This window comes from Streptomyces hyaluromycini (assembly GCF_002217755.1).
Taxonomy (GTDB): domain Bacteria; phylum Actinomycetota; class Actinomycetes; order Streptomycetales; family Streptomycetaceae; genus Streptomyces; species Streptomyces hyaluromycini.
Genome location: NZ_BCFL01000018.1, coordinates 844,784 through 870,099 on the forward strand (window position 1 = coordinate 844,784; position 25,316 = coordinate 870,099).

The following is a 25,316-nucleotide window of genomic DNA, read 5'->3' on the forward strand; positions in this document are numbered from 1 at the left end:
CGTGGTCTCCGCCGCCCTTGCGGTTTCTTTACGATGCGCACATGAAGGAACAGTCCGCGCAGGCTCGTTGGGAGCAGGTCAGTCAACGGCCGTTGCTGGCACTCGCGGTGGCCTTCGCCGTCGCCTACGCGCTGCCGATCGTGGACCGTTCGGCCGGGCACGTCCTCACCGCGGCCTGCACGGTGGCGGAGTGGGTGGTGTGGGGTTCCTTCGCCCTCGACTACCTCGTACGGCTGGCGCTGGCGCCCCGGCGCCGGGAGTTCGTACGGACGCACTGGATAGACCTGTGCGCGGTGGTGCTCCCGTTGCTCCAGCCGCTGCGGCTGCTGCGGCTCGTCGCGACGCTGATGCTGGTGGGGCGGCGGGCGCGGATGGCCTCGCAGATCCGGCTGACGACGTATGTCGTGGGCGCGGTGGTCGGGCTGCTGATGTTCGGGTCGCTGGCCGTGCTCTCGGTGGAACGCGACTCGCCGAACGGGAACATCCGGACGCTGGGTGACGCGCTGTGGTGGTCGTTCACGACGATGACGACGGTGGGGTACGGGGACCACGCGCCGACGACGGGGCTGGGCCGGATGATCGCGGTGGGCCTGATGCTCTCCGGGATCGCCCTGCTGGGTGTGGTGACGGCGAACATCGCGACGTGGTTCATCGCGCGGTTCGAGAAGGACGATGTGGAGGAGCGGCGGCAGACGGAGGCGATCGCTCTGCTGACCGAGGAAGTGCGGGCGCTGCGGGCCGAGGTGCTTGCCTTGCGCGAGGGGGTGGTGGCGGGGGGCGCAGTGCGCTCACCGGCGCTGGCCGGGTGCCGCTGCGCCCACCCGTGCCGCCCCAGCGGCACGACTGCCCGCAGCTAGTGCCCCGGCAGGCAACGTTCGCCCCGTCGCGACGCCCGGCACGCACTCTCGCCGCACCGGGCACAAGCCCAAGTACATCCAGTACGAGGGCCTGCACCCGGCACGCCGAGAGCACGCACCGGACGCCGCTCCTTGACGGGCAAACGTTGCCTGCCGGGGCACTAGATAGATGCGGCTGGGGAGCGCTCCGTAAGGGGCGCGGGGAACTGCGCGACCAGCCCCCACCGGGCCGCAGTCGAACGACGGCCCGCCCCCCTTCGGCCCCACCGCCGTAGGCGGACGCGCTGCCCCCCTCCAGCAGCGCGCCGCGGTCCGCCGTCCTCCCATGCCCTGCGGAGGACTTGACCCACTGTGACCTGCGGCGCGTGCCGAGTGCGAGGAATCTTTAGCGGAGTCACCCTGATAGGGGAACTCCGCCCAGATAAACCGGATATATCGGCCCGGCGTGTTGCGCTAGACGTGTCCGACGCCCGCGCCCGCGTCCGCGTTCTCGCCGCGCTTGGTGAGCAGCGCGACCAGGATCGCGACCGCCGCCACACCCGCCGCGACGAGCGAGGCGAGGCTCATGCCGGAGATGAACGTGTCGTGGGCGACGTCGGCGATCTTCGCGGCGACCGCCTCGGGCGTCCCCTTGGCGACCGGCGCGACACCGACCTGGACCGCCTCCGAGGCCTGGGCCAGCTGCGCCGGAGTCAGCTTCGGCAACCCCGCGTCGGCCCAGTTGCCCGCCAGGTCGCCGTCGACCTTGGAGGCCATCACGGCGCCGAGGACGGCCGTACCGAGGCTGCCGCCGATCTGCATCGCGGCCTGCTGGAGACCGCCGGCCACACCGGAGAGCTCCATCGGGGCGTTGCCGACGATGACCTCCGTGGCGCCGACCATGACCGGCGCGAGGCCGAGGCCGAGCAGCGCGAACCAGAGGGACATGAGCGCACTGCCCGTGTCCGCCTTCAGCGTGGACATGCCGTACATGGCGATCGCGGTGGCCGCCATGCCGCCGGCCAGCGGGATGCGCGGGCCGAGCTTGGTGATCGCGGCCCCGGCCAGCGGGGAGCCGACGATCATCATGCCGGTGAGCGGGAGGAGGTGGAGGCCTGCGTCGACCGGGTCCATGCCGTGCACGTTCTGGAGGTAGAACGTCACGAAGAACAGGCCGCCCATGAAGGCGATGGCCATCAGGACCATCAGCACCACACCGGCCGACAGCGGGACCGAGCGGAACAGGCCCAGCGGGATGAGCGGCTCCTTGACCCTCGTCTCCCAGAAGGAGAAGAGGGCGAAGCCCAGGACCGACGCGACGATGAAGGTCCACGTCTTGCCGTCGCCCCAGCCCCAGCTCGGCGCCTTGATGAGCGCCCAGACCAGGCAGAACATCGCGCCGGAGAGCAGGGCGATGCCGAGCAGGTCGAAGGAGCGCGGCGCGTTCTCCGCGCGGTGGTCGCGCAGGATCAGCACACCGAGGACGAGGGCGGTCAGGCCGACCGGCACGTTGATGAAGAACACCGACTGCCAGCTGACGTGCTGCACCAGCACACCGCCGAGGATCGGGCCGCCCGCGGTGGAGGCGCCGATGACCATGCCCCAGATGCCGATCGCCATGTTGAGCTTCTCGGCCGGGAAGGTGGCCCGCAGCAGGCCGAGCGCGGCCGGCATCAGCAGCGCGCCGAACAGGCCCTGGAAGACGCGGAAGGTGACGACCAGGCCGATGCTGTCGGAGAGGCCGATGGCGCCGGAGGCGGCGGCGAAGCCGACGACGCCGATCAGGAAGGTCTGTCGGTGGCCGAAGCGGTCGCCGAGCTTGCCCGCGGTGATCAGGGAGACCGCGAGGGCCAGGAAGTAGCCGTTGGTGATCCACTGCACCTGGGCGAAGGTGGCGCCGAGGTCCTTCTGGATCGCGGGGTTGGCGATGGCCACGATGGTGCCGTCGAGGGCGACCATCATGACCCCGACGGCGACGGTTATCAGGGTGAACCAGGGGTGGCCGCGAAGGCCGGAGGCCGGCGGCTGTTCCGGCAGGGCCGCCGGCGCCTTGTCCCCCGCCCCCGCCGTGTCGATCGTGGTCTGACTAGTCATGCGTGCGAGGCTAGTGACAGCCACTGACAGTTGACAAACAAATTCACTAGTCAGTAACTGTCAGGCATGGAAACGCTGCGCGAACGCAAGAAACAGCGCACCCGGGACGCACTGCTGCGCTCCGCGCTCGAACTGTTCGTCACCCGGGGCTACGAGCACACCACCGTCGACGAGATCGCCGAGTCCGTCGACGTCTCGCAGCGCACCTTCTTCCGCTACTTCGCCAGCAAGGAGGACGTGGCCTTCTTCGTGCCACGGCTCACCGAGGCGCACTACATCGAGGCGGTGCGCCGGCGCCCGCCCGAGGAGACCCCGCTGGAGGCGCTGCGCCGGTCCGTCATGGACAGCTGGGACACCATCGAGGAGGCCATCGAGCGGTACGTCCCGGTCGAGCTGTTCCTGCGCACGTACAAGATGATCGAGGCGACCCCGGTCCTGTTCGCCGCCCATCTGCGGCGCCAGGCGGAGACGGAGGAGGAGATCGCGCGGATCGTCGCCGAGCGGGAGGGCGTCGACCCGGACACCGACCCCCGGCCACGGCTCGTGGTCGCCGTGTTCGGCGCGGTCATCCGGGTCACCGAACGGAACTGGTCGGTCGGCGAGGACTTCAGCGTCACGGCGATCCGCGAACTCACCGCGTCGTACCTCGATCAGGTGGGACCGGCGCTCACCGGGAACTGGCGCGCGGGCTGAACCCGTCCACACGGGCCTGAGACCGGCCTCACGTTTGCCAAAACGTGATAACCGTCACTCAGTTACCGCGAGACCCCTTCGTTCTCCTAGTGTGTCCTCCCAGTGACTTCCTTCGACACCTCCCCGCCGCTCAACGTCTGGCGCACTCTGCTCGCCCTGGCCGTGGTGTTCGTGATGCTCGCGACCACCGGCTGGACGGCCCTGCGCACGCACCGCGAGACCACCGCCCTGCAGACCTCCCTCGCCAAGTGGGAGCACGGCAGCGTCCACGGCCTGCATCTGCCGGACCCGGAGGCGTCGCCCGCGCGGCTCACCCGGTTCTTCGCGTCCCTCACCGCGCAGGAGCGCGACCGGCTCGTGCACCGATACCCGCTCGCCGTGGGCAACATGAACGGCGCCCCGGTCGAACTGCGCTACCGCGCCAACGACATCGCCCTCGCCCAGCAGCGCGCCGTCGAGAAGAAACGCATGCACGACCCACGGCTCAGCGCGGCCGGACAGCAGGACGCGGGCCGTCGTATGCACCGCTACGAGGCGCTGATGACGAAGGGCCGGCAGATCCTCGCCTTCGACCCGGACGGCAGCGGCCGGGTCGCGGAGGTGTTCGGCGACCTCAGCAGGGCCGAGCGGATCTCCGTCGTCGTCCCCGGCGTCGACACCGACCTGCTCACCTTCCAGAAGACGAACCGTCAGTACACCGCGCCGGTCGGCATGGCCCGGGCGCTGTACAAGGCGGAGCGCACGGCGAGCCCCACGACCCGCACGGCGGTGATCGCCTGGGCCGACTACACCGCGCCCGACGGTCTCGGCGTGGACGCGGCGACCGGCGCGGCAGCCGAGCAGGGCGCCGTACGTCTCAACGCGCTGCTGCGCGCGCTGCCCGGCGACGCGCCGGTGTCGATGTTCTGCCACAGCTACGGCTCGGTGGTCTGCGGGGTGGCCGCGCACGCCATGCCGGACCGGGTGGCCGACATAGCGGTGGCCGCGAGCCCCGGTATGCGCGTCGAGAACGCCTCCCACCTCGGCACCTCGGCCCGGGTGTGGGCGATGCGGGACGCCACCGACTGGATCCAGGACGTCCCCTACCTGGAGCTCGGCGGACTCGGCCACGGCGCCGACCCCGTCTCCTCCTCCTTCGGCGCCCGGGTGCTGTCGGCGCACGACGCCCAGGGACACGCCGGTTACTTCGAGCCGGGCACGGACAGCCTGCGCAACCTCGCCGACGTCGGGGTCGGCGCATACGGCGCGGTGACGTGCGCCCACGACGATGACGGGTGCCGGGCGGGTTTGTCCGGCACGTTGATGGCCGGACGCGCGTAGAGACAGCAGGAAGTGCGGTATGCGCGGGGATGGGACTGAGAAGCACGTGCCGCATACGATGAGCCGCATGGGTGACGTACTGGCCGGATTTCATGCCGCCTGGGAGTTCGAGTCCGACTCCGTGCTCATCCGCTACGAACGGGGGATTCGAACACCCAAGCTGTTCCAGAGCCTGGGTGAGCGCCGGGTGCCGCTGGCCGCGCTGCAGGGCGTGACGCTCACGCCGGGGAAGCGGGGAACGGTCGTACTCCGGGCCGAACCACGCCCCGGCGCGGATCCGCTGCTTGAGGCGGCGGCCGGGCAGCTGAAGGACGGCAACGACCCGTACCGCCTGGTGCTCCCGGCCGAGCGGGCGACTCTCGCCGAGTACTACGCCGACGAACTGCGACCGCTGCTCACCGCCTCCGACCCGGCCGAAAGGTTTCTGGTGGCCGCGCCCGAGGGGCCCCGGCAGTTCAAGGCGTACGACGGGAAGGCGACCTTCGACGGCAGGGCCGTGCACTTCCGGTGGTCGTGGACGGGTGCGTCCACCGCGAAGTGGAAGGCCGGCGACCAGAGCTTCGCGGTCGCCGACCTGGCCGGGGTGGAGTGGCGGTCGCCGGAGGTCTTCGAGGGGCATCTACGACTGCTGCGGCGGGACCTCGCGGGGGCGGCGCCGACGGTCCCGGCCGACCAGGATCCGGCGACCGTGGTGTTCGGGCTGGGATACGGCCCGGTGCACGAGTCGCTGCCGTTCGCGGCCGCCGTGCTGGAGGCCCTGCGGGCCAAGGGGGCCGCTTCGGTGCCGGTGCAGGCGGGGCGGCGGGACCCCGCGGACATCGCCGAGCGGATCCGGCATCTGGGGGAGCTGCATCAGGCGGGGCTGGTCACCGATGAGGAGTTCGCCGCGAAGAAGGCGGAGTTGTTGGCCGAGTTGTGAGGGTGCGTTGTCGGGTGCGGGTGTGTGGGGGCTGGTCGCGCAGTTCCCCGCGCCCCTTTGGGGCGCCTGTCGTGAGGGACGCTTTCAGTTTCCGCCCGTCTCATAGAAGCTGATCTTCCGGTCCAGCACGGACAAGGTGTCGTGCAGTTCGGCGATTCTCGACACTACGTCCCTGCGCGTCTGTTCCAGCAGCTCGCGGCGGTCGGGGTAGGTCGTCTCGCCTTCCCTCACCAGCTCCGCGTATCGCACCATGTCCGCCACCGGCATGCCGGTCAGGCGGAGCTTGGTCACGAAGTCCAGCCAGTCCAGGTCGCGGTTGCTGTAGCGGCGCTGGCCGGTGTGGGAGCGGTCGATGTGGGACATCAGACCGATCCGCTCGTACCAGCGCAGGGTGTGGGCGGTCAGGCCGGTGAAGGCGACGACCTCGCTGATCGTGTAGTGGTCCTGGCCCTCGGGACGCGGATGCCGCCGGGGTGGGGCGGAACAGATGTCGGCGGGCGTGCGGTCGGGCTGCTGGGTGGGGGCCGCGGTCGTGGTCTGCATCACCGTCATGCGCCAACGCTATGACCTTGGAGTGCACTCGAAGCAAGCGGAACGCGTCAAGAAATACGCGCGACGAGCACGGCGGGCGGTGGCTAGCGTGCGGGCCATGAGTCTCGTACGCCGTGCCACGGCCGAGGACGCGGCGGAAGTGCTGCGTCTGCGCCAGGTGATGATCGACGCGCTGCCCGGTGGGGACGGCTCCACAGAATGGCACGCCCAGGCGGGGCCGGCGCTGGAGGAGAGGCTGGGCGAGCCGGACGGGGACTTCGCCGCGTTCGTCGTCGACCATCCGGACCGGCCGGGGGCGCTGGCGGCGCTGGTGGCCGGGACCGTCGACTACCGGATCGGCAAGGCGGGCAACCCGCACGGCCGCTCCGGGTACGTCTTCAGCGTGGCCACCGACCCGGACGCCCGCCGGCGCGGGTACGCGCGCGCGTGCATGGAGGAGCTGCTGGCGTGGTTCCGTGAGCGGGGTGCGGGCCAGGTGATGCTGACGGCGTCCGCCGAGGCCGAGCCCCTCTACGCCGCCCTCGGCTTCGTCCACAAGCCGGACCCCACGATGACCCTGCGGCTCTGAGCCGCTTAGGGTCGTGGGCATGTCCTTGAACAGCCTCGCGTCGATCGCGAACTGGCCCGTCCCCACCGCCGCCGCGGGTGCCGTACGCGCCGACGGGACGGTCCTCGGTACGCACGGGCCGGTCGGACACCGCTTCCCGCTGGCCTCCGTCACCAAGCCGCTCGCGGCGTACGCGGTGCTGGTCGCGTACGAGGAGGGGGCGGTCGAACTCGACGAGCCGGCCGGGCCGGAGGGGGCGACCGTACGGCATCTGCTCGCGCACACCTCGGGGCTGGCCTTCGACGAGCACCGGGTGACGGCGCCGCCCGGGGAGCGGCGGCTGTACTCCAACGCCGGGTTCGAGGTGCTCGGGGACCATGTCGCCAAGGCGACGGAGATGCCGTTCGCCGAGTATGCGCGGCAGGCGGTGCTGGAGCCGCTGTCCATGACGTCGACGTCGCTGGAGGGCTCACCGGCGAAGGACGGCGTGTCGTCGGTGTCGGACCTGCTCCGCTTCGCGGCGGAGCTGCAGGCGCCGAGGCTGCTGGATCCGCGGACGGTGGCGGAGGCGACGCTGACCGTCCAGTACCCGGGGACGAAGGGGGTGCTGCCGGGGTACGGGCACCAGAACCCGAACGACTGGGGGCTGGGCTTCGAGATCCGGGACGGCAAGGCTCCGCACTGGACGGGTTCCTCGTCCTCGCCGCGGACGTTCGGGCACTTCGGGCAGGCGGGGACGTTCCTGTGGGTGGACCCGGAGGCGGGGCTGGCGTGCGTCGCCCTGACGGACCGGGCGTTCGGGCCCTGGGCGATCGAGGCGTGGCCGGTGTTCACTGACATGGTGCTGGCGGAGCTGCGCGGCTGAGGTCGGCTGGGGGGCGGGGGGACGCTTACCGGCGCTTGCAGGGTGCCTCCCCCAGAGGGGGGACCCCCAGCGCCCACCCGTGCCGCCCTGCGGCACGCCTGCCCGCAGCTGGGTAGCTGAAAAGGGGCGGCTGGGCAGCGCCCCGTAAGGGGCGCGGGGCTGTATCTGATGTGCGGCTCCGCCGCGTGGGCGCGAGCAACCCCCACCGGCCCGCAGCCGACGCACGGCCGCAGCTACCCCGCCGCCATCTCCCACATCAGCACTTCCGCCGGCGTCAGCCCCTCCGCCGCCAAGTCCTTCGCCCCCACCACCCGCACGGAATCTCCCGGCCCCAACTCCTCGCCCCCCAGCCGCACTTCCCCCCGCACCACGTGCACATAGACGTACGCCCCGTCCGGCACCGCCGTCCGCTCCCCCGCCCCCAGGCGGCGGACGTGCAGCATCGCGCCGGCCTCCGGGACCGCGTACGGGGTCGAGTCGGCGATGCCGCGGACGATGTCGTACGACGGCTCACCACCGGGGCGTACCGGTGCCAGCCACATCTGGACGAAGGTCAGGGGCAGCTCCCCGTCGTTGCGCTCCACGTGGCGGACGCCCCCCGCGGCGCTCAGCCGCTGCACGTCGCCGTGGCGCACCACCGTCTCGTTGCCCGCCGAGTCGCGGTGGGTGAGCTCGCCCTCGACCACCCACGTCACGATCTCGGTGTGGCTGTGCGGATGCTCGTCGAAGCCGGCGCCCGGCGCCAGGCGCTCCTCGTTGCAGGCGATGACCGCCGCGAAGCGCAGGTTGTCGGGGTCGTAGTGCGGGCCGAAGGAGAAGGCGTGCGACGACTCGATTCCGGTCGCCGGGTCGCCTCCCGGGTAGCGCTGCGCCGCGCGCCGTACGTCCATCACGGAACCACGGTAGACCGCAGTCGGCACCCGGCGGCGCATGCTCCCGTCCGGATAAGGCAGTCTTGTCCCCGTGCCCGAACCCGTAACGCGCAAGTCCGACCCCTCGGCTCATCCGGCCCACCCGCACTCCGCGACCCTGAAGCGGCTGGAGAAGTCGTCCGGCAGCCTCGCCGCCCAGGCCATCGCGCGCATGGACGAGACCCTGTCGTGGTACCGGGCCATGCCCCCGGAGAACCGCTCCTGGATCGGGCTCGTCGCCCAGGCGGGCATCGCGGCCTTCACCGAGTGGTTCCGGCACCCGGACGCTCCGCAGGCGATCTCGACGGACGTGTTCGGGACCGCGCCGCGGGAGCTGACCCGGGCGATCACCCTGCGGCAGACCGTGGAGATGGTGCGGACCACCATCGAGGTCATGGAGAGCGCGATCGACGAGGTCGCGGCTCCGGGCGACGAGCGCGTGCTGCGCGAGGCGCTGCTCGTGTACGCCCGTGAGATCGCCTTCGCCACCGCCCAGGTGTACGCCCAGGCCGCCGAGGCACGCGGTGCCTGGGACGCCCGGCTGGAGTCGCTGGTGGTCAACGCGGTGCTCAGCGGGGAGGCGGACGAGGGGGCGGTGAGCAGGGCCGCGGCTCTGGGGTGGAACTCCCCCGACCATGTCTGCGTGGTGCTCGGGACCGCGCCCGAGGGGGACAGCGAGCTGACCGTCGAGGCGATCCGGCGGGCCTCCCGGCACGCCAAGCTCCAGGTGCTGACCGGGGTGCTCGGGGACCGGCTCGTCGTCATCGCGGGCGGCAACGACAATCCGCTGGCCGTGGCCAAGTCGCTGATCGGGCCGTACGCCGCGGGACCGGTCGTCGCGGGGCCGGTGGTGCCGGATCTGCTGGCCGCCACGCGGTCCGCGCAGGCCGCCGCCGCGGGGCTCAAGGCCTGTTCCGCCTGGCAGGACGCGCCGCGGCCGGTGCTGGCGGACGATCTCCTTCCGGAGCGCGCCATCGCGGGCGATCCGAGCGCGCGCGAACAGTTGGTGGAGGAGATCTACAGACCACTGGAAGAAGCCGGTTCGGCACTGCTGGAAACGCTGAGCGTCTATCTGGAACAGGCGAGCAGCCTGGAGGGCGCGGCCCGGATGCTCTTCGTTCACCCGAACACCGTGCGCTACCGGCTTCGACGTGTGACTGACGTCACCGGGTGGTCGCCGTCCGATGTACGATCCGCCTTCACACTGCGGATCGCGCTGATCCTGGGGCGTCTGGTCGATGGAGATCTCCAGCCATAGGATTTTGTCGGGGGTCCACAAAACCCCCTCGTGTTCTTCGTCCCTGTCCCCACGGGCGGCCGTGGCCGTCCCCAAGAGAGAGTGTGAGAGTGCTCGTACTCGTCGCTCCCGGCCAGGGCGCCCAGACCCCTGGCTTCCTGACCCCCTGGCTCGACCTTCCCGGTGTCGAGGACCGTCTGCGCGCCTGGTCGGACGCCATCGGTCTCGACCTGGTGCACTACGGCACGCACGCCGACGCGGACGAGATCCGGGACACCGCGATCGCCCAGCCGCTGCTCGTCGCCGCGGGACTCGTGTCCGGCGCGGCACTCGGTGACATGGCGAACATCGCCCCGGGCGCGGTCGCCGGGCACAGTGTCGGCGAGATCACCGCCGCCGCCTTCGCGGGCGTCCTGGACGACACCGCCGCGCTGGGCCTCGTACGCAAGCGTGGTCTGGCGATGGCCGAGGCCGCCGCGATCACCGAGACCGGCATGTCGGCGCTGCTCGGCGGCGACCCGGAGGTCTCCGTCGCGCACCTGGAGAAGCTCGGTCTGACCCCGGCGAACATCAACGGCGCAGGCCAGATCGTCGCCGCGGGCACCCTGGAGCAGCTCGCCGCACTCAACGAGGACAAGCCCGAGGGTGTCCGCAAGGTCGTCGCCCTCAAGGTCGCCGGTGCCTTCCACACGCACCACATGGGCCCCGCGGTCGAGAAGCTGGCCGAGGCGGCCAAGGAACTCGCGCCGCTCGACCCGAAGTTCACCTACGTCTCCAACAAGGACGGACAGGCCGTCGCCACCGGCGGGGAGATCGTGGACCGCCTTGTCGGCCAGGTCGCCAATCCGGTCCGCTGGGACCTGTGCATGGAGACCTTCAAGGAGCTCGGCGTCACCGCCCTCCTGGAGGTGTGCCCCGGCGGCACCCTGACCGGCCTGGCCAAGCGCGCCCTGCCCGGCGTGAAGACGCTGGCCCTGAAGACCCCCGACGACCTCGACGCGGCCCGCGAGCTCATCGCCGAGCACAGCTGAGTTAGGAGCCCACTGCGATGTCGAAGATCAAGCCCAGCAAGGGTGCCCCGTACGCGCGCATCCTCGGTGTCGGCGGCTACCGCCCGATCCGTGTGGTGCCCAACGAGGTGATCCTGGAGACGATCGACTCCTCCGACGAGTGGATCCGGTCGCGCTCGGGCATCGAGACCCGGCACTGGGCGGGCCCGGACGAGACCGTCGCCGCGATGTCCATCGAGGCCTCCGGCAAGGCGATCGCGGACGCGGGCATCGACGCCGAGCAGATCGGCGCCGTGGTCGTCTCGACCGTCTCGCACTTCAGCCAGACCCCGGCCGTCGCCACCGAGATCGCCGACAAGCTGGGCACGAACAAGGCGGCCGCCTTCGACATCTCCGCCGGCTGCGCGGGCTTCGGCTACGGCCTGACGCTCGCCAAGGGCATGGTGGTGGAAGGTTCCGCCGAGTACGTGCTCGTCATCGGCGTGGAGCGGCTCAGCGACCTGACCGACCTGGAGGACCGGGCCACCGCCTTCCTGTTCGGCGACGGCGCGGGCGCGGTCGTGGTCGGCCCCTCGCAGGAGCCGGCGATCGGCCCGACGGTCTGGGGCTCCGAGGGCGACAAGTCCGAGACCATCAAGCAGACCATCCCCTGGGACCGTTTCCACTTCGGCGACAGGGCCGAGCTTCCGCTGGACAGCCAGGGCAACGTCAAGTTCCCGGCGATCACGCAGGAGGGCCAGGCGGTGTTCCGCTGGGCCGTGTTCGAGATGGCGAAGGTCGCCCAGCAGGCGCTGGACGCGGCCGGGATCAGCGCGGACGACCTGGACGTCTTCATCCCGCACCAGGCCAATGTGCGGATCATCGACTCGATGGTGAAGACTCTCAAGCTGCCGGAGCATGTCACGGTCGCCCGTGACATCCGCACCACCGGCAACACCTCGGCCGCCTCGATCCCGCTCGCTATGGAGCGGCTCCTGGCGACCGGCGAGGCGAAGAGCGGCGACACCGCGCTCGTCATCGGGTTCGGGGCGGGTCTCGTCTACGCCGCCACTGTCGTTACCCTCCCCTAGGCACTCCGTGCCGGATCATGCATCCGGTGCGGGAACGCCGACTGCAACACCGCAGCAACCGTCTGGAACATCTAAGAAGGAGCGCCTGACATGGCCGCCACTCAGGAAGAGATCGTCGAAGGTCTCGCCGAGATCGTGAACGAGATCGCCGGCATCCCGGTTGAGGACGTCCAGCTGGACAAGTCCTTCACCGACGACCTGGACGTCGACTCGCTGTCCATGGTCGAGGTCGTCGTCGCCGCTGAAGAGCGCTTCGACGTCAAGATCCCGGACGAGGACGTCAAGAACCTCAAGACCGTCGGCGACGCGACCGGCTACATCCTCAAGCACCAGGCCTGAGGCAGTTAACTAGCCTCCGGCTGCAATGCCCCGCCACCCGGCGGTGGCGCCGTCGAATCCCGTATCCGTTGGAGAAAGAATTCCCGTGAGCCCGACCAATCGCACCGTGGTCGTCACCGGTATCGGCGCAACCACACCGCTGGGTGGCGACGCAGCTTCGTTCTGGGAGGCCCTGGTCGCCGGCAAGTCCGGCGTCCGCCTCCTGGAGCAGGACTGGGCGGCCGAGCTGCCCGTCCGTATCGCGGCGCAGATCGCCGTCGAGCCGGGCGAGATCATCCCTCGTCCGCAGGCCCGCAAGCTGGACCGGTCCGCGCAGTTCGCGCTGATCGCCGCCAAGGAGGCCTGGAAGGACGCCGGTTTCACCGCCAGGGCCGGTGAGGACGCGTCCGCCGACCCCGACCGGGTCGGCGCGGTCATCGCCTCCGGCATCGGCGGTGTGACGACCCTGCTGGACCAGTACGACGTGCTCAAGGAGAAGGGCGTACGCCGTGTCTCCCCGCACACCGTGCCGATGCTGATGCCCAACTCGCCGGCCGCCAACGTCGGTATCGAGCTGGGTGCGCGGGCCGGTGTGCACACGCCCGTGTCGGCCTGCGCCTCCGGCGCCGAGGCCATCGGGTACGCCATCGAGATGATCCGCACCGGGCGTGCGGACATCGTCGTGGCCGGCGGCACGGAGGCGGCGATCCACCCGCTGCCGATCGTCGCGTTCGGCAACATGATGGCGATGTCCAAGAACAACGACGACCCCGAGGGTGCGTCGCGTCCCTACGACTCCGGCCGTGACGGCTTCGTCCTCGGTGAGGGCGCGGGCGTGATCGTCCTGGAGTCCGAGGAGCACGCGAAGGCGCGCGGGGCGCGCATCTACGCCGAGGCGGTGGGCCAGGGCATCTCGGCCGACGCGCACCACATCACGCAGCCGGAGCCGTCGGGCAACGGGATCGCGCACGCGCTGCAGAACCTGCTCGACAGCACGGATCTGAAGCCGGCCGAGATCGTGCACGTCAACGCGCACGCCACGTCCACGCCGCAGGGTGACGTGGCCGAGATCAAGGCGCTGCGGAAGGTGTTCGGCGACGACGTCGACCACATGGCCATCTCCGCGACCAAGTCGATGACCGGTCACCTGCTGGGTGGTGCCGGTGGTATCGAGACCGTCGCGTCGATCCTGGCGCTGGTGAACCGGACGGCTCCGCCGACCATCAACCTCGACGACCTCGATCCCGAGGTCAACGCGGACGTGGTGCGGGGCGAGGCCCGGCAGCTGCCCGAGGGCAGGATCGCCGCGCTGAACGACTCGTTCGGGTTCGGCGGGCACAACGTGGTCCTTGCGTTCCGGACGATCTGAGAAACGCCGTTTCAAAGCTTGTGGCCCGGACTCCTTGTCGGAGTTCGGGCCACTTCGCGTTTCGTTGTCGGCTGACAGCCCGGTGGGGGCTGATCGCGCAGTTCCCCGCGCCCCTAAAAGACCAGGGGCGAGCGCCCCTTCAGGGGCGCGGGGAACTGCGCGATCAGCCACGACGGCGCCGCAGACGGCAACCGGCGTCAGACCACCTGGTGGAGCCAGCGGACCGGGGCGCCCTCGCCTGCGTAGCGGAAGGGCTCCAGTTCGTCGTCCCAGGGCTTGCCGAGGAGTTTGGCGATCTCTGCTTCCAGGTTGGTCTCGCCGCGCTGTGAGCGGGTCAGGGCGGCCCTCAGGCGGTCCTCAGGGATGAGGATGTCGCCGTGGATGCCGGTGACCGCGTGGAAGATGCCGAGGTCGGGGGTGCAGCTGTAGCGCTCGCCCTCGGCCTTCACGCAGGGCTCGGCCGTGACCTCGAAGCGGAGCAGGTGCCAGCCGCGCAGTGCGGACGCCAGTTTGGAGGCCGTGCCGACCTCGCCCTGCCAGGAGAACTCGGAGCGCCAGGTGCCGGGGGCGGCCGGCTGGCGGATCCAGTCGAGGTTGACGCGCGTGCCTAGCACCCCGGCGACGGCCCACTCGACGTGCGGGCACAGCGCGCGCGGCGCGGAGTGCACGTACAGAACTCCACGTGTCGTCACCGGAACCTCCGGGCAGAGCGGGACATCTTGCTGGCTGGCTGGCTGGCGGCAGTGGCACGACGGCCGCGTTGATGGCGAGGCTACCGTGCGGTGGCGCAAGGAGTGTGACGTACCGTCGGTCCCACAGCCAGGAAACCCCCGCCATTCACCCAGGGGGACGCTTGTACGGGGGTGGTCCGTTGCAGCGCGCGGGGCGGGAACTCCCGTGCGTTGTTATGAAGGGGGACGAACAGGACGACGGAGAGGACCGACGGGGTATGCGCAAGCAGCGACGCCGGCGTTCGCGTGCCCTGGCAGGCGCCGTCGCCGTCACCGCCGCGCTGGGGGTGGCCGGATGCGATGTCCTCGGGGGTTCCTCCGGCGCGACCGGGAGCGAGAAGACGCGGGCCGCCCGGACCGTGCAGGTCTGGGACCGCAGCCCGGCCTCGATCGCGGCCGTCGGTGACTCCATCACGCGCGGCTTCGACGCCTGCACGGTGCTCTCGGACTGCCCGGAGGTGTCCTGGGCGACCGGCACCAGCGACCAGGTGGACAGTCTGGCGGTACGGCTGCTGGGGCGGGCGCAGGCGGCCGACCACAGCTGGAACTACGCGGAGACCGGCGCCCGGATGGCCGACCTGCCGGGACAGATGGCCGACGCGGCCGTACGCAGGCCGCAGTTGGTGACGGTGATGGCGGGGGCGAACGACGCCTGTCGTACGTCGGTGCGGGCGATGACCTCGGTGGCCGACTTCCGCAGCGAGTTCGAGGACGCGCTGGGCACCCTGCGCAGGTCGCTGCCGAAGACGCAGGTGTACGTGGCGAGCGTGCCGAACCTGAAGCGGCTGTGGTCCGAGGGGCGGACCAATCCGCTGGGCAGGCAGGTGTGGAAGCTGGGCATCTGCCCGTCCATGCTGGCCGACGCGGACGATCTGACCAGCGTGGCGACCGTCCGCCGGGACAAGGTGCAGCAGCGGGTCGAGGAGTACAACAAGGTGCTGAAGGAGGTCTGCGCCAAGGACCGGCGGTGCCGTTTCGACGGCGGGGCGGTGTACGCGTACCGCTTCGGGACCGACCAGTTGAGCCATTGGGACTGGTTCCATCCGAGCACCGACGGCCAGTCGAAGCTCGCGGCGATCGCCTACCGGGCCATCACCGCGAAGGACCCGGTGGACTAGACCCTTGGCTTAGGGTTTCCCCATGAGCGAACTTTTCGGCACCCTTTCCGACGGCACCGCGGTGCACCGCTGGACGCTGGAGCGGGCGGGGACCCGGGTGCGGGTGCTGTCGTACGGCGGGATCGTGCAGTCGGTCGAGGTCCCGGACCGGGCCGGGCGGACGGCGGACGTGGTGCTGGGCTTCGCCGGCCTGGACGGCTACCTGGAGAACCCCGGGCCGTACCTCGGCGCCCTGGTCGGCCGGTACGCCAACCGGATCGCGGGGGCCCGCTTCCCGCTGGACGGCGTGACCTATGCCCTGGAGCCGAACAACGGACCCAACTCCCTGCACGGCGGCGCCCGTGGCTTCGACAAGCGGGTGTGGGAGGTGGCCGCCGTCGAGCACGGGGTGCGGCTGTCGCGGGTGAGTCCGCACGGGGAGGAGGGGTTCCCGGGGCGGCTGGAGGTCGCCGTGACGTACACGCTGGACGGCTCGGGCGCGCTGCGCGTCTCCTACGAGGCGGTCACCGACGCGCCGACCGTCGTGAACCTCACCAACCACAGCTACTTCAACCTGGCGGGCTCCGGGAACGCGGGCGGCCAGGAGCTGCGGATCGCGGCCTCGCACTACACCCCCGTCGACGGGGACCTGATCCCGACGGGGTCGCTTGAGGACGTCTCCGGCTCCCGTTTCGACTTCCGTACGGCCCGCAAGGTCGGCTCCGGCTACGACCACAACCTCGTCCTCGACAAGGGGGTGACCAAGGCTCCGGTGGAGATCGCCGAGCTGCACGACCCGGCGTCCGGCCGCACCCTCACCGTGGCGACCACCGAACCCGGCATCCAGCTCTACACCGCCGAGCACCTGTCCGGTCCCTTCGCCCCCGGCGACGGTGTCGCCCTGGAGACCCAGCACTTCCCGGACTCCCCGAACCGCCCCGGGTTCCCGAGCACGCGGCTGGATCCGGGCGGGAGCTACCGTTCGGAGACGGTGTACGGCTTCGGGGTGCGCGACTGACGCCACCGGCACGCAAGCCCCGGTCCAGGGGTCAGGTCCCGGACCGGGGCTGCTCAAGGGGGACTCGTCCCGGCTCCGACCTTAGCCGTGGCTGTGCGGCGACGGCCGGTCATCGGGCGTCGCGCCGCGATCTCGTACGAACCCTTCACAAACGCCCGCGCCCCGTGCCCGGCCGGGCACGGCCTCAGCCGGCCACCGCCGCCACGACCTCCACCTCCACCATCGCCTCCGGCCGGAAGAGGCGCGGCACCTCGAAGGTCATGCTCGTCGGCGGGGTGCCGGTGAGGAACTCCCGGCGCACGGTGCCGTAGTCGGCGAGCCGGGAGATGTCGGTCAGGTAGGTGCGGATGTTGACGACGTCGGCCAGGGTCGCGCCGTGGGCGCGGAGCAGGGCGGCGAGGCCCTCGAAGACGCCCCGGGTCTGCTCCGCGAGGGTCGCGCCCGGGGCGATCTGCCCGGAGACGAACAGCAGGGCGCTGCCGTCGGCGTGTTCGACGCGGGCGACCTGGGAGTAGTAGGGGCTCGCGGGCTGCGGCGCGCCGGCCGGGTTGTCCAGGGTGACCTTCACAGGGGTCCTTCCGGAGGGGTCATTCAGGGGGTCCTTCAGGGGTTCCGGATGCGGGCGGCGGCCCGGCTGATGTCCGCCTGTGCGAGGGCGGGGTCGTCGGCGGCCCGGCGGTAGTCCGCCAGCACGGCTTCCAGGGCGGGCAGTTCCGTCGTCTTCGTCGCCAGCACCAGGTCCTTCATGGCGAGGGCGGTGCCGAAGTGCACCCCGTCGGCGAAGGTGCGGGCGACGGCTCCGCCGATCGGGCCGTTCGCGAGGGCGGCGCGCGCGGTGTCGCCGTCCACGCCGAGGGCGTCGGCGAGCCGCAGCGTCTCGGCCACCAGCGCGACGGCACCGATGACGGACGCGTTGATGACGAGCTTGAGGGCGGCGGCGGTGCCGAGGGCACCGGTGCGGGTGACCGTGCCCAGGCGGGCCAGGACGTGCTCGACACCGGCCGTGTCACCGCCGGCGAGGATGCCCAGCTCGCCGGTCGCCGCCCGGTCGGTGCTGCCCATGACCGGCGCGTCGACGAGGGTGACACCGGCATCGAGGCGGGCGGCGAGTTCCCGTACGGCGTCCGGACCGACGGTCGACATCTCGATCCAGCGGGCGCCCGGGCGCAGCGCGGGCACGATCTCGCCGGCGACCGCGTCGAGTGCGGCCGGGTCGGCGAGCATCGTGACCACCACGTCGGCGTCCCGTACGGCGTCGGCCGGGGCGGCGGCGAGCACGGCGCCCTCGGCGACCAGCGGTTCCGCCTTGGCGGCGGTGCGGTTCCAGACGGTCAGGGGGTGCCCGGCGGCGAGGAGCCTGCGGGCCATGGGGGCGCCCATGTGTCCGAGGCCGAGAAATGCGATCTGTTCCATACCGTCGACGCTAGGCGGGGGCGAGCGATGCGACAAGCGAATGTCTAGCATGGAAGACATGCCGAATCAGCATCCCAAAGCTCCCGCAGGGTCCGCCGGGTCCGCAGGGTCCGCAGGGTCCGCAGGGTCCGCAGGCCCCGCAGGGTCCGCCGGGGTGGTCGCCGCGCCGCCCGCCGTCGGCCTCCCCGACGTCTCCACCGTCTGGCTGCGCGTGTTCCTGGACGTCGCCCGGCACGGTTCGTTCACCGTGGCCGCGCGGACGCTCGGGTGGACGCAGTCGGCCGTGTCCCGGCAGATCTCCTCGCTGGAGGCGGCGCTGGGCGGCGGCCCGCTCTTCGACCGGCTGCCGCGCGGGGTACGGCTCACGGAGGCCGGGCGGGTGCTCGTCCCGCACGCCGAGGCCGTCACCGAGGCACTGCACGGCGCCGCCCGTGAGCTGACCGAGCTGCGTGAGGTGGCGGGCGGGCGGCTGCGGTTCGGGGCGTTCGCCACGGCCGACGCGGCGCTGGTGCCGCAGGCCCTGGCCGCGTTCCGCGCCCGGCACCCCGGCGTGCGGCTGACCCGCGAGGAGGGGATCACGCCCGGGCTCCTGAACCGTCTGGACTCCGGCCACCTGGACCTCGCCGTCGTCTCGACCACGGGCCGCACCCCGCTGGAGCCGTACGAACTCCACCATCTCCTCGACGAGTCGCTGTACGTCGCCGTCCCCGCCGGCCACCCCCTGGCGGGCGCCACCGGCCCGGTCCGGCTCGGCCGGCTCGCCGACGACGACTGGATCTCCGGCAGCTCCCGCCCCGAGGGCACCCTCCTGGACGCGGCCCTGCGCCAGGGTTTCCGCCCGCAGGTGACCCACGTCGTCGGCGAGTGGACCGCCAAGCTGGGCTACGTCGCCGCGGGCCTCGGCGTGACCCTGGTCCCGGCGCTCGCCGCCGCGTCCGTACGCCAGGACGTCGCCCTGCTGCCGGTGCTCGACGAGGGCGCCCCGGCCCGCGCGGTGTACGCGGCCACGGCTCGCGGCCGGTCCATGGCCCCGGCCGCGGCGGCCTTCCTCGGGGCACTGCGGGAGGCGGCCGCCCGCATCCCGCGCTGGGGCCCCGGGGGCACCATGGCGTAGCCCCGTTCCGTCAGGCGATACTGCGGCCGTCCGGCACCACGCACCCCACTGCGACGGAAGGCCAACTCCCTTGAGTTCCCTACGCGTTCGGATCGGCGTCCTCGGAATCGTGCTGCTGGCCGGGGCGCTCGCGCCCACCGCGGCGCAGGCCGCGGCCGCCCCCTCCCCCACCGTCGAGGAGCAGCGGCTGGACCAGGCGGTGCCGCAGGAGATACTCCGCCGGTCCGGGTTCGACGACGTGGCACCGGAGTTCGCACGAGCGCTGGAGAGCGCGCACTCCTACGCACAGGCCCGGCGGGTCGTGGCACGGCAGGGGACGGTGCTGTGGCGGCGGGCCGTGGACCGGGCGCAGGGGCGGGGGCCCACCGGGGGTGATCTGAGCCGGGACGACGACCGGCCGCTGTACTGGGCGCGGCTCGGGATGACCCGTCAGGTGCGCACCTGGGAGCCGGGGTTCGGGGTGAGCGAGCGGCAGCGGGCGGCCCTGCTGGACGCGCTGGAGCGGACCTCGCGCGGGCAGACGGACATCCGGTATCCGGGCAAGGGCGTCCGGCGGATCCTCGTCACCGGGTTCGACCCGTTCACGCTGGACCGGGACATCCGGATCTCCAATCCGTCCGGGGCGAGCGCGCTGGCCCTCGACGAGACGGTGATCGAGACCGACGAGGGGCCCGCACGGGTCGAGACGGCCGTGTTCCCGGTGCGCTGGGACGACTTCGCGGCGGGCACGGTGGAGCGGACCCTGCGGCCGTACCTGCCGAAGGCGGACCTGTTCGCGACCGTGAGCCAGGGGCGGGTCGGGCGGTTCGACGTGGAGCGGACGAACGGGGCCTGGCGGGGCGGGTTCCCCGACAACGACAACATCGGCCGTACCGAGACCGTCCCGGTCACCGACCCGGCCTCGCAGCCCCAGTGGACGACCACCACGCTCCCGTACGCCGCGATCACGGCGGCGGACACGGGGCGTTTCCCGGTGTACGACCACACCGAGGTGACCGAGATCCCCGCGGGAGGGACCGATCCCGTCGTCCGGGCGGACGGGCCGACCGCCGAGTCGACGGCACGGGCCGGAGGGGGCGGGAACTACCTCTCCAACGAGATCGCCTACCGGGCCACCCTGCTGCGCGACCGGCTCGGACTGCACGACACGCTGCCCGGCGGGCATGTGCACACGCCGGTGCTGGAGTTCGGTGCCGGGAACACCACGGAGGTGACCGACCCGGAGTTCGTGCGGAACCGGGTGGACATCATCGACCAGGTGCGGGCGATCGTGACCGTGGCGGCGGACGCGTCCTTCAGGAGGTGACGGGTTCGCCGGTGGTCCGCTCGTCCTCCTCGGCCGTCTCCTCGCCCAGCAGGTCACGGGCGAGGAGGGTGGCGCCCGCGACCGCGCCCGGCATCAGGAACACCGCGACGAACGGGACCAGGAAGGCCAGGCCCAGCGGGGTGCCGAAGCCCCACACCAGGGTCCTGCGGGAGCGCAGCAGGGCGAGCCGGGCGCGCAGGTCGACGCCCCGGCGCTGGAGGGCGACGGCGGCGAGTTCCTCGGTGAGGAAGAAGCCGGTCACGAGGAAGCCGATGACGGGTACGACGGTCTGTCCGACGAAGGGCAGGAAGCCGAGGGCGAAGAGCAGGACGCCCCAGAGACCGGCGCGGAGCAGGATGCGCAGGCTGTCGCGGGCCGAGATCCACAGCTCGCGCCAGAACGGCAGCCCGGACTCGGGCGCGGTGCCGTCGGGCGAGACGTCCGCGTCGACCTTCTCGGAGAGGTTCTCGTAGAACGGCTGGCCGATCAGCAGGGTCACCGCGGTGAAGGTGAGGACGGCGCCGAGGAGGCCGAGGGCGAACAGGACGGCGGTGAGGAAGCCGCGGAAGAGGCCGAGCCAGGGGCTGGACCAGTCGTCGGCGAACGGGGTGGCCCAGCCGACGAAGTCCTCCCCCCATATCGCGAGGGCCACCAGGGCCGCCGCGTAGAGGACGAGGGTGATCAGGCCGGGCAGCAGACCGAAGCCGAACTGCCTGCCGTGCCGGCCGACCCATCGCTGGCCCTTGAGGAGATATCCGAAACCCGCCCCGAGATCACGCATGGCGAAAACTTTACCGGGGGCCGGGCAGCGCCCCGAAGGGGCGCGAGGAACTGCGCGACCGGCCACGACGGCGCCGCGGACGGACGACGGGGCATCCCGGCCATGCCGGCGGAGCGCTTACGCCGGCGTCACCGCCACCACCACGCCCCGGTCCGCGGCCGGGCTGACCGCCGCCGACACCCGTACCGCCGTCGCCCGTGCCGTCCGGCCCGCGCGGGCCGCGGTGGCCAGCAGGACGGGCTGGAGGCGTTCGAGTCCGGTCACGGCGAGTTCCTCGGCGGCGATCAGGGCCGGGCCCGCCGCCCTCGCCGTCCTCGCCGCCGCCTCCGTCAGGTCGGCCAGCGGCGGCAGCGCGGCCCGGACCACGCCCGCGCCCGCCGTGGCCGCGCGGTCGGCCAGGGCCACCTGGAGGGGCATCAGCGGGGCCACGGCCGAGGTGACGGCGTCGGCGATGCGGTGGAGTTCGGGGGCGGAGTCGCGCAGCACCCCGGCCGCCGTGCGCAGCAGCGGGGTGAGGGCCAGCAGGACGCCCGCCGCCCCGCCCGCGGCCGCCGGCAGCAACGGGGCCAGGGCCTCGGTCAGTTCGCGGAGCGCCGCCGCGAACTCCTCGACGGCCGGTTGCACCGCGTCCAGCAGCGGCAGCAGACCGTCTCTGAGGGCCGCCAGCAGCGGCTCGCTCACCGGGTGCACGGCCAGCGGGGCACCGCTGGTGCCGAGCCGGGCGAGGGTCTCGACGATGCGGTAGAAGGCCTCCTGCGCCCCCGGTGCGGCACTCGCCTCGGCCAGCTCCGCGGTGGTACGGCGCAGGACGCGCAGCAGTTCGGGGGCCGAGCCCGCGCGCGGGTCCAGGGTGTTGACCGCGATCCTCGTGAGGTTCCCGGCGGTGTCCAGGAGCTGGCCGGTGATGTCGGTGGTGCTGCGGGCCATGCGCAGCACGTCCGCCCTGCCGGGAAGTGAAGGAATCGTCGCCATGGGCCGGGCCCTCCGCCGCTGTGGGGTCTGTCCGCGGTGTGTCCGCCCTCAGCATGCCCCGGTTGAGTCGAACGGGTACATCTCGCCGTACCGATCTCAGGAACCGGCAGAGGAGGTACACGTGCACCCGGCACCGGCCTCTGTTGCGGGATCGTCCGATGGGGTAGGTCGCCCGGGTGGGTAGGGCGTTGTTCACAGTGGGAGCTGCCCCGGCGGCTCGGTTGAGGAGAACGGATGACGCAGGAGATCACCGTCCAGGGCACGGTCGCGGAGGGCTTCGAGGCGGTGCGCGAGGAGTTCGCCGCCTTCGTCGCCGGCGAACCGGCCGACTACGAGGGACAGTTGTGTGCGTTCGTCCGCGGCCGGCGGGTCGTGGACCTGTGGGCGGGCGAGGGGGCCGGCGGGGACTCCCTGTACGGCGTGTTCTCGTCCACCAAGGGGGCGGCGCACCTGGTCGTGGCGATGCTGGTGCAGGACGGCACGCTGGAACTGGACCGCAAGGTCACCTACTACTGGCCGGAGTTCGGTGCCGAGGGCAAGGGCACGCTGACCCTGCGGGACCTGCTCGCGCACCGGGCGGGCCTGGTCGGCACCGACACCGGGTTCAGCCCGCAGGAGCTGACCGACGACCGGGCGATGGCCGAACGCCTCGCCGACCAGCGGCCGTTCTGGCGCCCGGGCACGGCCTTCGGCTACCACGCCCTGGTGATCGGGGCGCTCACCGGCGAGGTGGTACGGCGCGCGACCGGCCGTACGCTCCAGGACGTGTACGAGGAGCGGGTCCGGGCACCGTACGGCCTCGACTTCTTCCTGGGGCTGCCGGCCGCCCACGAGCCGCGCTTCCGCACGACGCAGCCGATGCGGCCGACACCGGAGCAGCAGGCCCTGCTCGGGTCCGCCCCGTCCGGCCCGCAGACCCTTGCGGGGATCGCCTTCAACGCGCACTCGGCCGAACCAACGGACCTGGCGGCCCTCCCGAACGTCCGGCTGGTCCGCGCCAAGGGCCCGGCGTCCTTCGGCGGGGTGGCGTCGGCGCGCGGCCTGGCCGGGATGTACGCGGCCCTGCTCAGTGAGATCGACGGCAAGGCCCCGCTGCTCAAGGAGGACACGGTGGCCGAGTTCGGCCAGTTCCACTCGGTCGGCTACGACCTGGTGGCCCGGGTCCACAAGTCGTACGGCCTGGGCTTCCAGGCGACGGCGGACACCTGGCACCCGTTCCTGGGCGCGGGCACGATCGGCCACAGCGGAGCAGCGGGCTCCCAGGCCTTCGCGGACCCGAGGAGCGGGGTCGCCTACGGCTACACGAGGCGAAGGTTCGCGTTCCCGGGAGGCGCGGCACCGGAGAACGACCGGCTGGTACTGGCCGTGCACAAGGCAGCGCTGAACTCTTAAGGAGCGCCGCCTGAACGCGCCCCTTCAGGGGCGCGGGGCTGTATAAATTTGCGGCTCCGCCGCGTGGGCGCGAGCAACCACCCACGACCCGCACCCGGCACTGATTCGGCACCCGGCACACGAGAGGCCGCACCCCACGTCCAAGGGTGCGGCCTCCGCCCTGCACAACGACAGTCGAGGGACCGGCGTCACGCGCTCGCGTCAGAGCTTGACGATCATCTTGCCGGTGTTGTCGCCGCGCAGGACCCCGAGGAACGCCTCCACGTTGTTCTCGATGCCCTCGACGACCGTCTCGCCGTACTTCAGCTGCCCGGAGGCCACCCACGGGCCGACCTCGGCGACGAACTGCGGCTGCAGGTCGTAGTGGTCGCCGACCAGGAAGCCCTCGATCCGGCCGCGGGTCTGGATGAGACGGGCGAGGTTCTTCGGGCCGGGGACGGGCTCGGTGCTGTTGTAGACGGAGATCATGCCGCAGACCGCGATCCGGCCGTCCCGGTTCAGCTGGCCGATCGCGGCCTCCAGGTGGTCGCCGCCGACGTTGTCGAAGTAGACGTCCACACCGTCCGGCGCGGCGGCGCGGAGCTGCTCGGCGACAGAGCCGTTCTTGTAGTTGAAGGCGGCGTCGAAGCCGTACTCCTCGACCAGCAGCTTGACCTTCTCGTCGGAGCCGGCCGAGCCGATCACCCGCGAGGCGCCCTTGAGCTTCGCGATCTGGCCGACCTGGCTGCCGACCGCGCCGGCCGCGCCGGAGACGAAGACGGAGTCGCCCTCCTTGAAGGAGGCGGTGCGCAGCAGGCCCGCGTAGGCGGTGAGGCCGGTCATGCCGAGGACGCCGAGGTACGTCGACAGGGGCGCGGCCGCCGCGTCGACCTTGACGGCGTTCTTCGCGTCCACGACCGCGAACTCGCGCCAGCCGAAGAAGTGCAGGACGTGGTCGCCGGCCGAGATGCCCTCGGCGTTCGACTCGACGACCTCGCCGACCGCGCCGCCCTGCATGACCTTGCCCAGCTCGAAGGGGGCGACGTACGACTTCGCGGCACTCATCCGGCCCCGCATGTACGGGTCGACGGAGAGGTACTTGTTCCGCACCAGCACCTGCCCCTCACCCGGCGTGGGGACCTCCGCCTCGACCAGGGCGAAGTCCTCGGGCTTCGGCCAGCCGACGGGACGGCTCTGGAGGTGCCACTCGCGGTTGATCATGACATGCGCCTTTCCGAAATACTTCAGTACCTGAAACAACCATGCTCCTGAATATTTCAGGATGTCAAGTAACGCGGTACCCTGGAGTGCATGTCGTCCACACAGTCCACCCCCGCGCAGACCCGCCGCCCCGACGCCCTGACCCTGGAGGTCGTCGAGCTCATCGGGGACGTCGTGGCCCGTTTCTACGCGGACTACGAGGAGGCGGCGGGCGAGCACACGCTCACCGGGGCGCAGGCGCGGCTGCTCAGCCTGCTGTCGCTGGAGCCGCTGCCGATGCGGAAGCTGGCACAGAAGCTGAAGTGCGAGCCGTCCAACGTGACGGGGATCGTGGACCGGCTGGAGGCACGCGGGCTCGTGGAGCGGCGGCCCGACCCGACGGACCGCCGGGTGAAGCTGGCCGCGGCGACGGACGAGGGCCGACGGGTCGCCCGTGACCTGCGCGAGGGGTTGCGCTTCGCGCGCGAGCCGCTGGCGGGGCTGTCGGACGAGGAGCGGCTGTCGCTGCGGGATCTGCTGCGGCGGATGCTGACGGCGTGACCGCCGAGGGG

General features: G+C 71.8%; 26 protein-coding genes. 17 read left to right on the forward strand and 9 right to left on the reverse strand.

The window, feature by feature from the left end; all coding sequences use genetic code 11:
• The first annotated feature begins 41 nt into the window (after positions 1-41).
• Positions 42-857, forward strand: coding sequence for a potassium channel family protein (locus tag SSP29_RS16825; protein ID WP_089101440.1), 816 nt, complete (start codon positions 42-44; stop codon positions 855-857).
• A 453-nt stretch (positions 858-1,310) separates the two neighbouring features.
• Here SSP29_RS16825 and SSP29_RS16835 read toward each other — a convergent pair whose 3' ends face one another.
• Positions 1,311-2,930 carry an MFS transporter gene (locus SSP29_RS16835; protein WP_089101442.1) on the reverse strand — a complete coding sequence of 540 codons (1,620 nt, stop codon included), beginning with the start codon at positions 2,928-2,930 and terminating at the stop codon, positions 1,311-1,313.
• A gap of 66 nt (positions 2,931-2,996) precedes the next feature.
• Between SSP29_RS16835 and SSP29_RS16840 the strand changes: the two genes are divergently transcribed.
• The 3 genes from SSP29_RS16840 (at position 2,997) to SSP29_RS16850 (ending at position 5,862) form a co-directional block, all read left to right on the forward strand.
• Complete coding sequence (locus tag SSP29_RS16840; protein ID WP_089101443.1) at positions 2,997-3,623, forward strand: TetR family transcriptional regulator; 627 nt, start codon at positions 2,997-2,999, stop codon at positions 3,621-3,623.
• Between the two features lie 102 nt (positions 3,624-3,725).
• Positions 3,726-4,943: an alpha/beta hydrolase gene (locus tag SSP29_RS16845; RefSeq protein WP_089101444.1), complete on the forward strand. Its 1,218-nt coding sequence runs from the start codon at positions 3,726-3,728 to the stop codon at positions 4,941-4,943.
• Positions 4,944-5,010: 67 nt separating this feature from the next.
• Positions 5,011-5,862, forward strand: a complete 852-nt coding sequence (locus SSP29_RS16850; RefSeq protein ID WP_089101445.1) for a DUF4429 domain-containing protein — start codon at positions 5,011-5,013, stop codon at positions 5,860-5,862.
• A gap of 84 nt (positions 5,863-5,946) precedes the next feature.
• Here the strand turns inward: SSP29_RS16850 and SSP29_RS16855 are convergent, their stop codons facing one another.
• Positions 5,947-6,414, reverse strand: a complete 468-nt coding sequence (locus SSP29_RS16855; protein ID WP_089101446.1) for a MerR family transcriptional regulator — start codon at positions 6,412-6,414, stop codon at positions 5,947-5,949.
• Positions 6,415-6,511: 97 nt separating this feature from the next.
• On the opposite strand from SSP29_RS16855, the gene SSP29_RS16860 reads away from it, so the two are divergent.
• Complete coding sequence (locus tag SSP29_RS16860) at positions 6,512-6,982, forward strand: GNAT family N-acetyltransferase (RefSeq protein ID WP_089101447.1); 471 nt, start codon at positions 6,512-6,514, stop codon at positions 6,980-6,982.
• Between the two features lie 19 nt (positions 6,983-7,001).
• On the forward strand, positions 7,002-7,826 hold the full coding sequence (locus tag SSP29_RS16865; protein ID WP_089101448.1) for a serine hydrolase domain-containing protein: 825 nt from the start codon (positions 7,002-7,004) through the stop codon (positions 7,824-7,826).
• Between the two features lie 233 nt (positions 7,827-8,059).
• On the opposite strand, the gene SSP29_RS16870 is transcribed toward SSP29_RS16865, so the two are convergent.
• Positions 8,060-8,716 carry a pirin family protein gene (locus SSP29_RS16870; RefSeq protein WP_089101653.1) on the reverse strand — a complete coding sequence of 219 codons (657 nt, stop codon included), beginning with the start codon at positions 8,714-8,716 and terminating at the stop codon, positions 8,060-8,062.
• Between the two features lie 73 nt (positions 8,717-8,789).
• Here SSP29_RS16870 and fasR point away from each other — a divergent pair, with 73 nt between their 5' ends.
• The 5 genes from fasR to fabF all read left to right on the forward strand — a co-directional run bounded on the left by fasR (position 8,790) and on the right by fabF (position 13,741).
• Positions 8,790-9,995 (forward strand): fatty acid biosynthesis transcriptional regulator FasR, encoded by a 1,206-nt coding sequence (gene fasR / locus SSP29_RS16875; protein WP_089101449.1) that lies wholly within the window; start codon positions 8,790-8,792, stop codon positions 9,993-9,995.
• An 89-nt stretch (positions 9,996-10,084) separates the two neighbouring features.
• Positions 10,085-11,005: an ACP S-malonyltransferase gene (locus SSP29_RS16880; protein ID WP_089101450.1), complete on the forward strand. Its 921-nt coding sequence runs from the start codon at positions 10,085-10,087 to the stop codon at positions 11,003-11,005.
• A gap of 17 nt (positions 11,006-11,022) precedes the next feature.
• Positions 11,023-12,054, forward strand: a complete 1,032-nt coding sequence (locus SSP29_RS16885) for a ketoacyl-ACP synthase III (RefSeq protein ID WP_089101451.1) — start codon at positions 11,023-11,025, stop codon at positions 12,052-12,054.
• A 90-nt stretch (positions 12,055-12,144) separates the two neighbouring features.
• Positions 12,145-12,393, forward strand: coding sequence for an acyl carrier protein (locus tag SSP29_RS16890; protein WP_089101452.1), 249 nt, complete (start codon positions 12,145-12,147; stop codon positions 12,391-12,393).
• An 85-nt stretch (positions 12,394-12,478) separates the two neighbouring features.
• The gene (fabF, locus tag SSP29_RS16895) at positions 12,479-13,741 is read left to right on the forward strand and encodes a beta-ketoacyl-ACP synthase II (RefSeq protein ID WP_089101453.1); all 1,263 of its coding nucleotides are present in this window, start codon (positions 12,479-12,481) and stop codon (positions 13,739-13,741) included.
• A gap of 197 nt (positions 13,742-13,938) precedes the next feature.
• On the opposite strand, the gene SSP29_RS16900 is transcribed toward fabF, so the two are convergent.
• Entirely contained in the window at positions 13,939-14,433 is a 495-nt protein-coding gene (locus SSP29_RS16900; protein ID WP_089101454.1) for a DUF3145 domain-containing protein, read from the reverse strand.
• A gap of 257 nt (positions 14,434-14,690) precedes the next feature.
• On the opposite strand from SSP29_RS16900, the gene SSP29_RS16905 reads away from it, so the two are divergent.
• Positions 14,691-15,590: an SGNH/GDSL hydrolase family protein gene (locus tag SSP29_RS16905; RefSeq protein ID WP_089101654.1), complete on the forward strand. Its 900-nt coding sequence runs from the start codon at positions 14,691-14,693 to the stop codon at positions 15,588-15,590.
• Positions 15,591-15,612: 22 nt separating this feature from the next.
• Entirely contained in the window at positions 15,613-16,587 is a 975-nt protein-coding gene (locus tag SSP29_RS16910) for an aldose epimerase family protein (RefSeq protein WP_089101455.1), read from the forward strand.
• Positions 16,588-16,771: 184 nt separating this feature from the next.
• On the opposite strand, the gene SSP29_RS16915 is transcribed toward SSP29_RS16910, so the two are convergent.
• Both SSP29_RS16915 and SSP29_RS16920 read right to left on the reverse strand, forming a co-directional pair.
• Entirely contained in the window at positions 16,772-17,155 is a 384-nt protein-coding gene (locus SSP29_RS16915) for a RidA family protein (protein WP_089101456.1), read from the reverse strand.
• 35 nt (positions 17,156-17,190) lie between these two features.
• Positions 17,191-18,000, reverse strand: coding sequence for an NAD(P)-dependent oxidoreductase (locus SSP29_RS16920; protein ID WP_089101457.1), 810 nt, complete (start codon positions 17,998-18,000; stop codon positions 17,191-17,193).
• 154 nt (positions 18,001-18,154) lie between these two features.
• Here SSP29_RS16920 and SSP29_RS16925 point away from each other — a divergent pair, with 154 nt between their 5' ends.
• On the forward strand, positions 18,155-19,114 hold the full coding sequence (locus tag SSP29_RS16925; RefSeq protein ID WP_245883113.1) for a LysR family transcriptional regulator: 960 nt from the start codon (positions 18,155-18,157) through the stop codon (positions 19,112-19,114).
• A 70-nt stretch (positions 19,115-19,184) separates the two neighbouring features.
• The gene (locus SSP29_RS16930) at positions 19,185-20,420 is read left to right on the forward strand and encodes a pyroglutamyl-peptidase I (protein ID WP_089101459.1); all 1,236 of its coding nucleotides are present in this window, start codon (positions 19,185-19,187) and stop codon (positions 20,418-20,420) included.
• On the opposite strand, the gene SSP29_RS16935 is transcribed toward SSP29_RS16930, so the two are convergent.
• Together SSP29_RS16935 and SSP29_RS16940 are read right to left on the reverse strand one after the other, a co-directional pair.
• Positions 20,410-21,201, reverse strand: coding sequence for an EI24 domain-containing protein (locus SSP29_RS16935; protein ID WP_089101460.1), 792 nt, complete (start codon positions 21,199-21,201; stop codon positions 20,410-20,412). The two genes, SSP29_RS16930 and SSP29_RS16935, sit on opposite strands and share 11 nt — an antisense overlap.
• A gap of 117 nt (positions 21,202-21,318) precedes the next feature.
• A complete protein-coding gene (locus SSP29_RS16940; RefSeq protein WP_089101461.1) occupies positions 21,319-22,173 on the reverse strand; it encodes a hypothetical protein in 855 nt (284 codons plus the stop codon).
• A gap of 234 nt (positions 22,174-22,407) precedes the next feature.
• Here SSP29_RS16940 and SSP29_RS16945 point away from each other — a divergent pair, with 234 nt between their 5' ends.
• Positions 22,408-23,565, forward strand: coding sequence for a serine hydrolase domain-containing protein (locus SSP29_RS16945; protein ID WP_089101462.1), 1,158 nt, complete (start codon positions 22,408-22,410; stop codon positions 23,563-23,565).
• A gap of 201 nt (positions 23,566-23,766) precedes the next feature.
• On the opposite strand, the gene SSP29_RS16950 is transcribed toward SSP29_RS16945, so the two are convergent.
• On the reverse strand, positions 23,767-24,765 hold the full coding sequence (locus SSP29_RS16950) for an NADP-dependent oxidoreductase (protein ID WP_089101655.1): 999 nt from the start codon (positions 24,763-24,765) through the stop codon (positions 23,767-23,769).
• A 90-nt stretch (positions 24,766-24,855) separates the two neighbouring features.
• Here SSP29_RS16950 and SSP29_RS16955 point away from each other — a divergent pair, with 90 nt between their 5' ends.
• Complete coding sequence (locus SSP29_RS16955) at positions 24,856-25,305, forward strand: MarR family winged helix-turn-helix transcriptional regulator (protein WP_089101463.1); 450 nt, start codon at positions 24,856-24,858, stop codon at positions 25,303-25,305.
• Positions 25,306-25,316 lie beyond the last annotated feature (11 nt).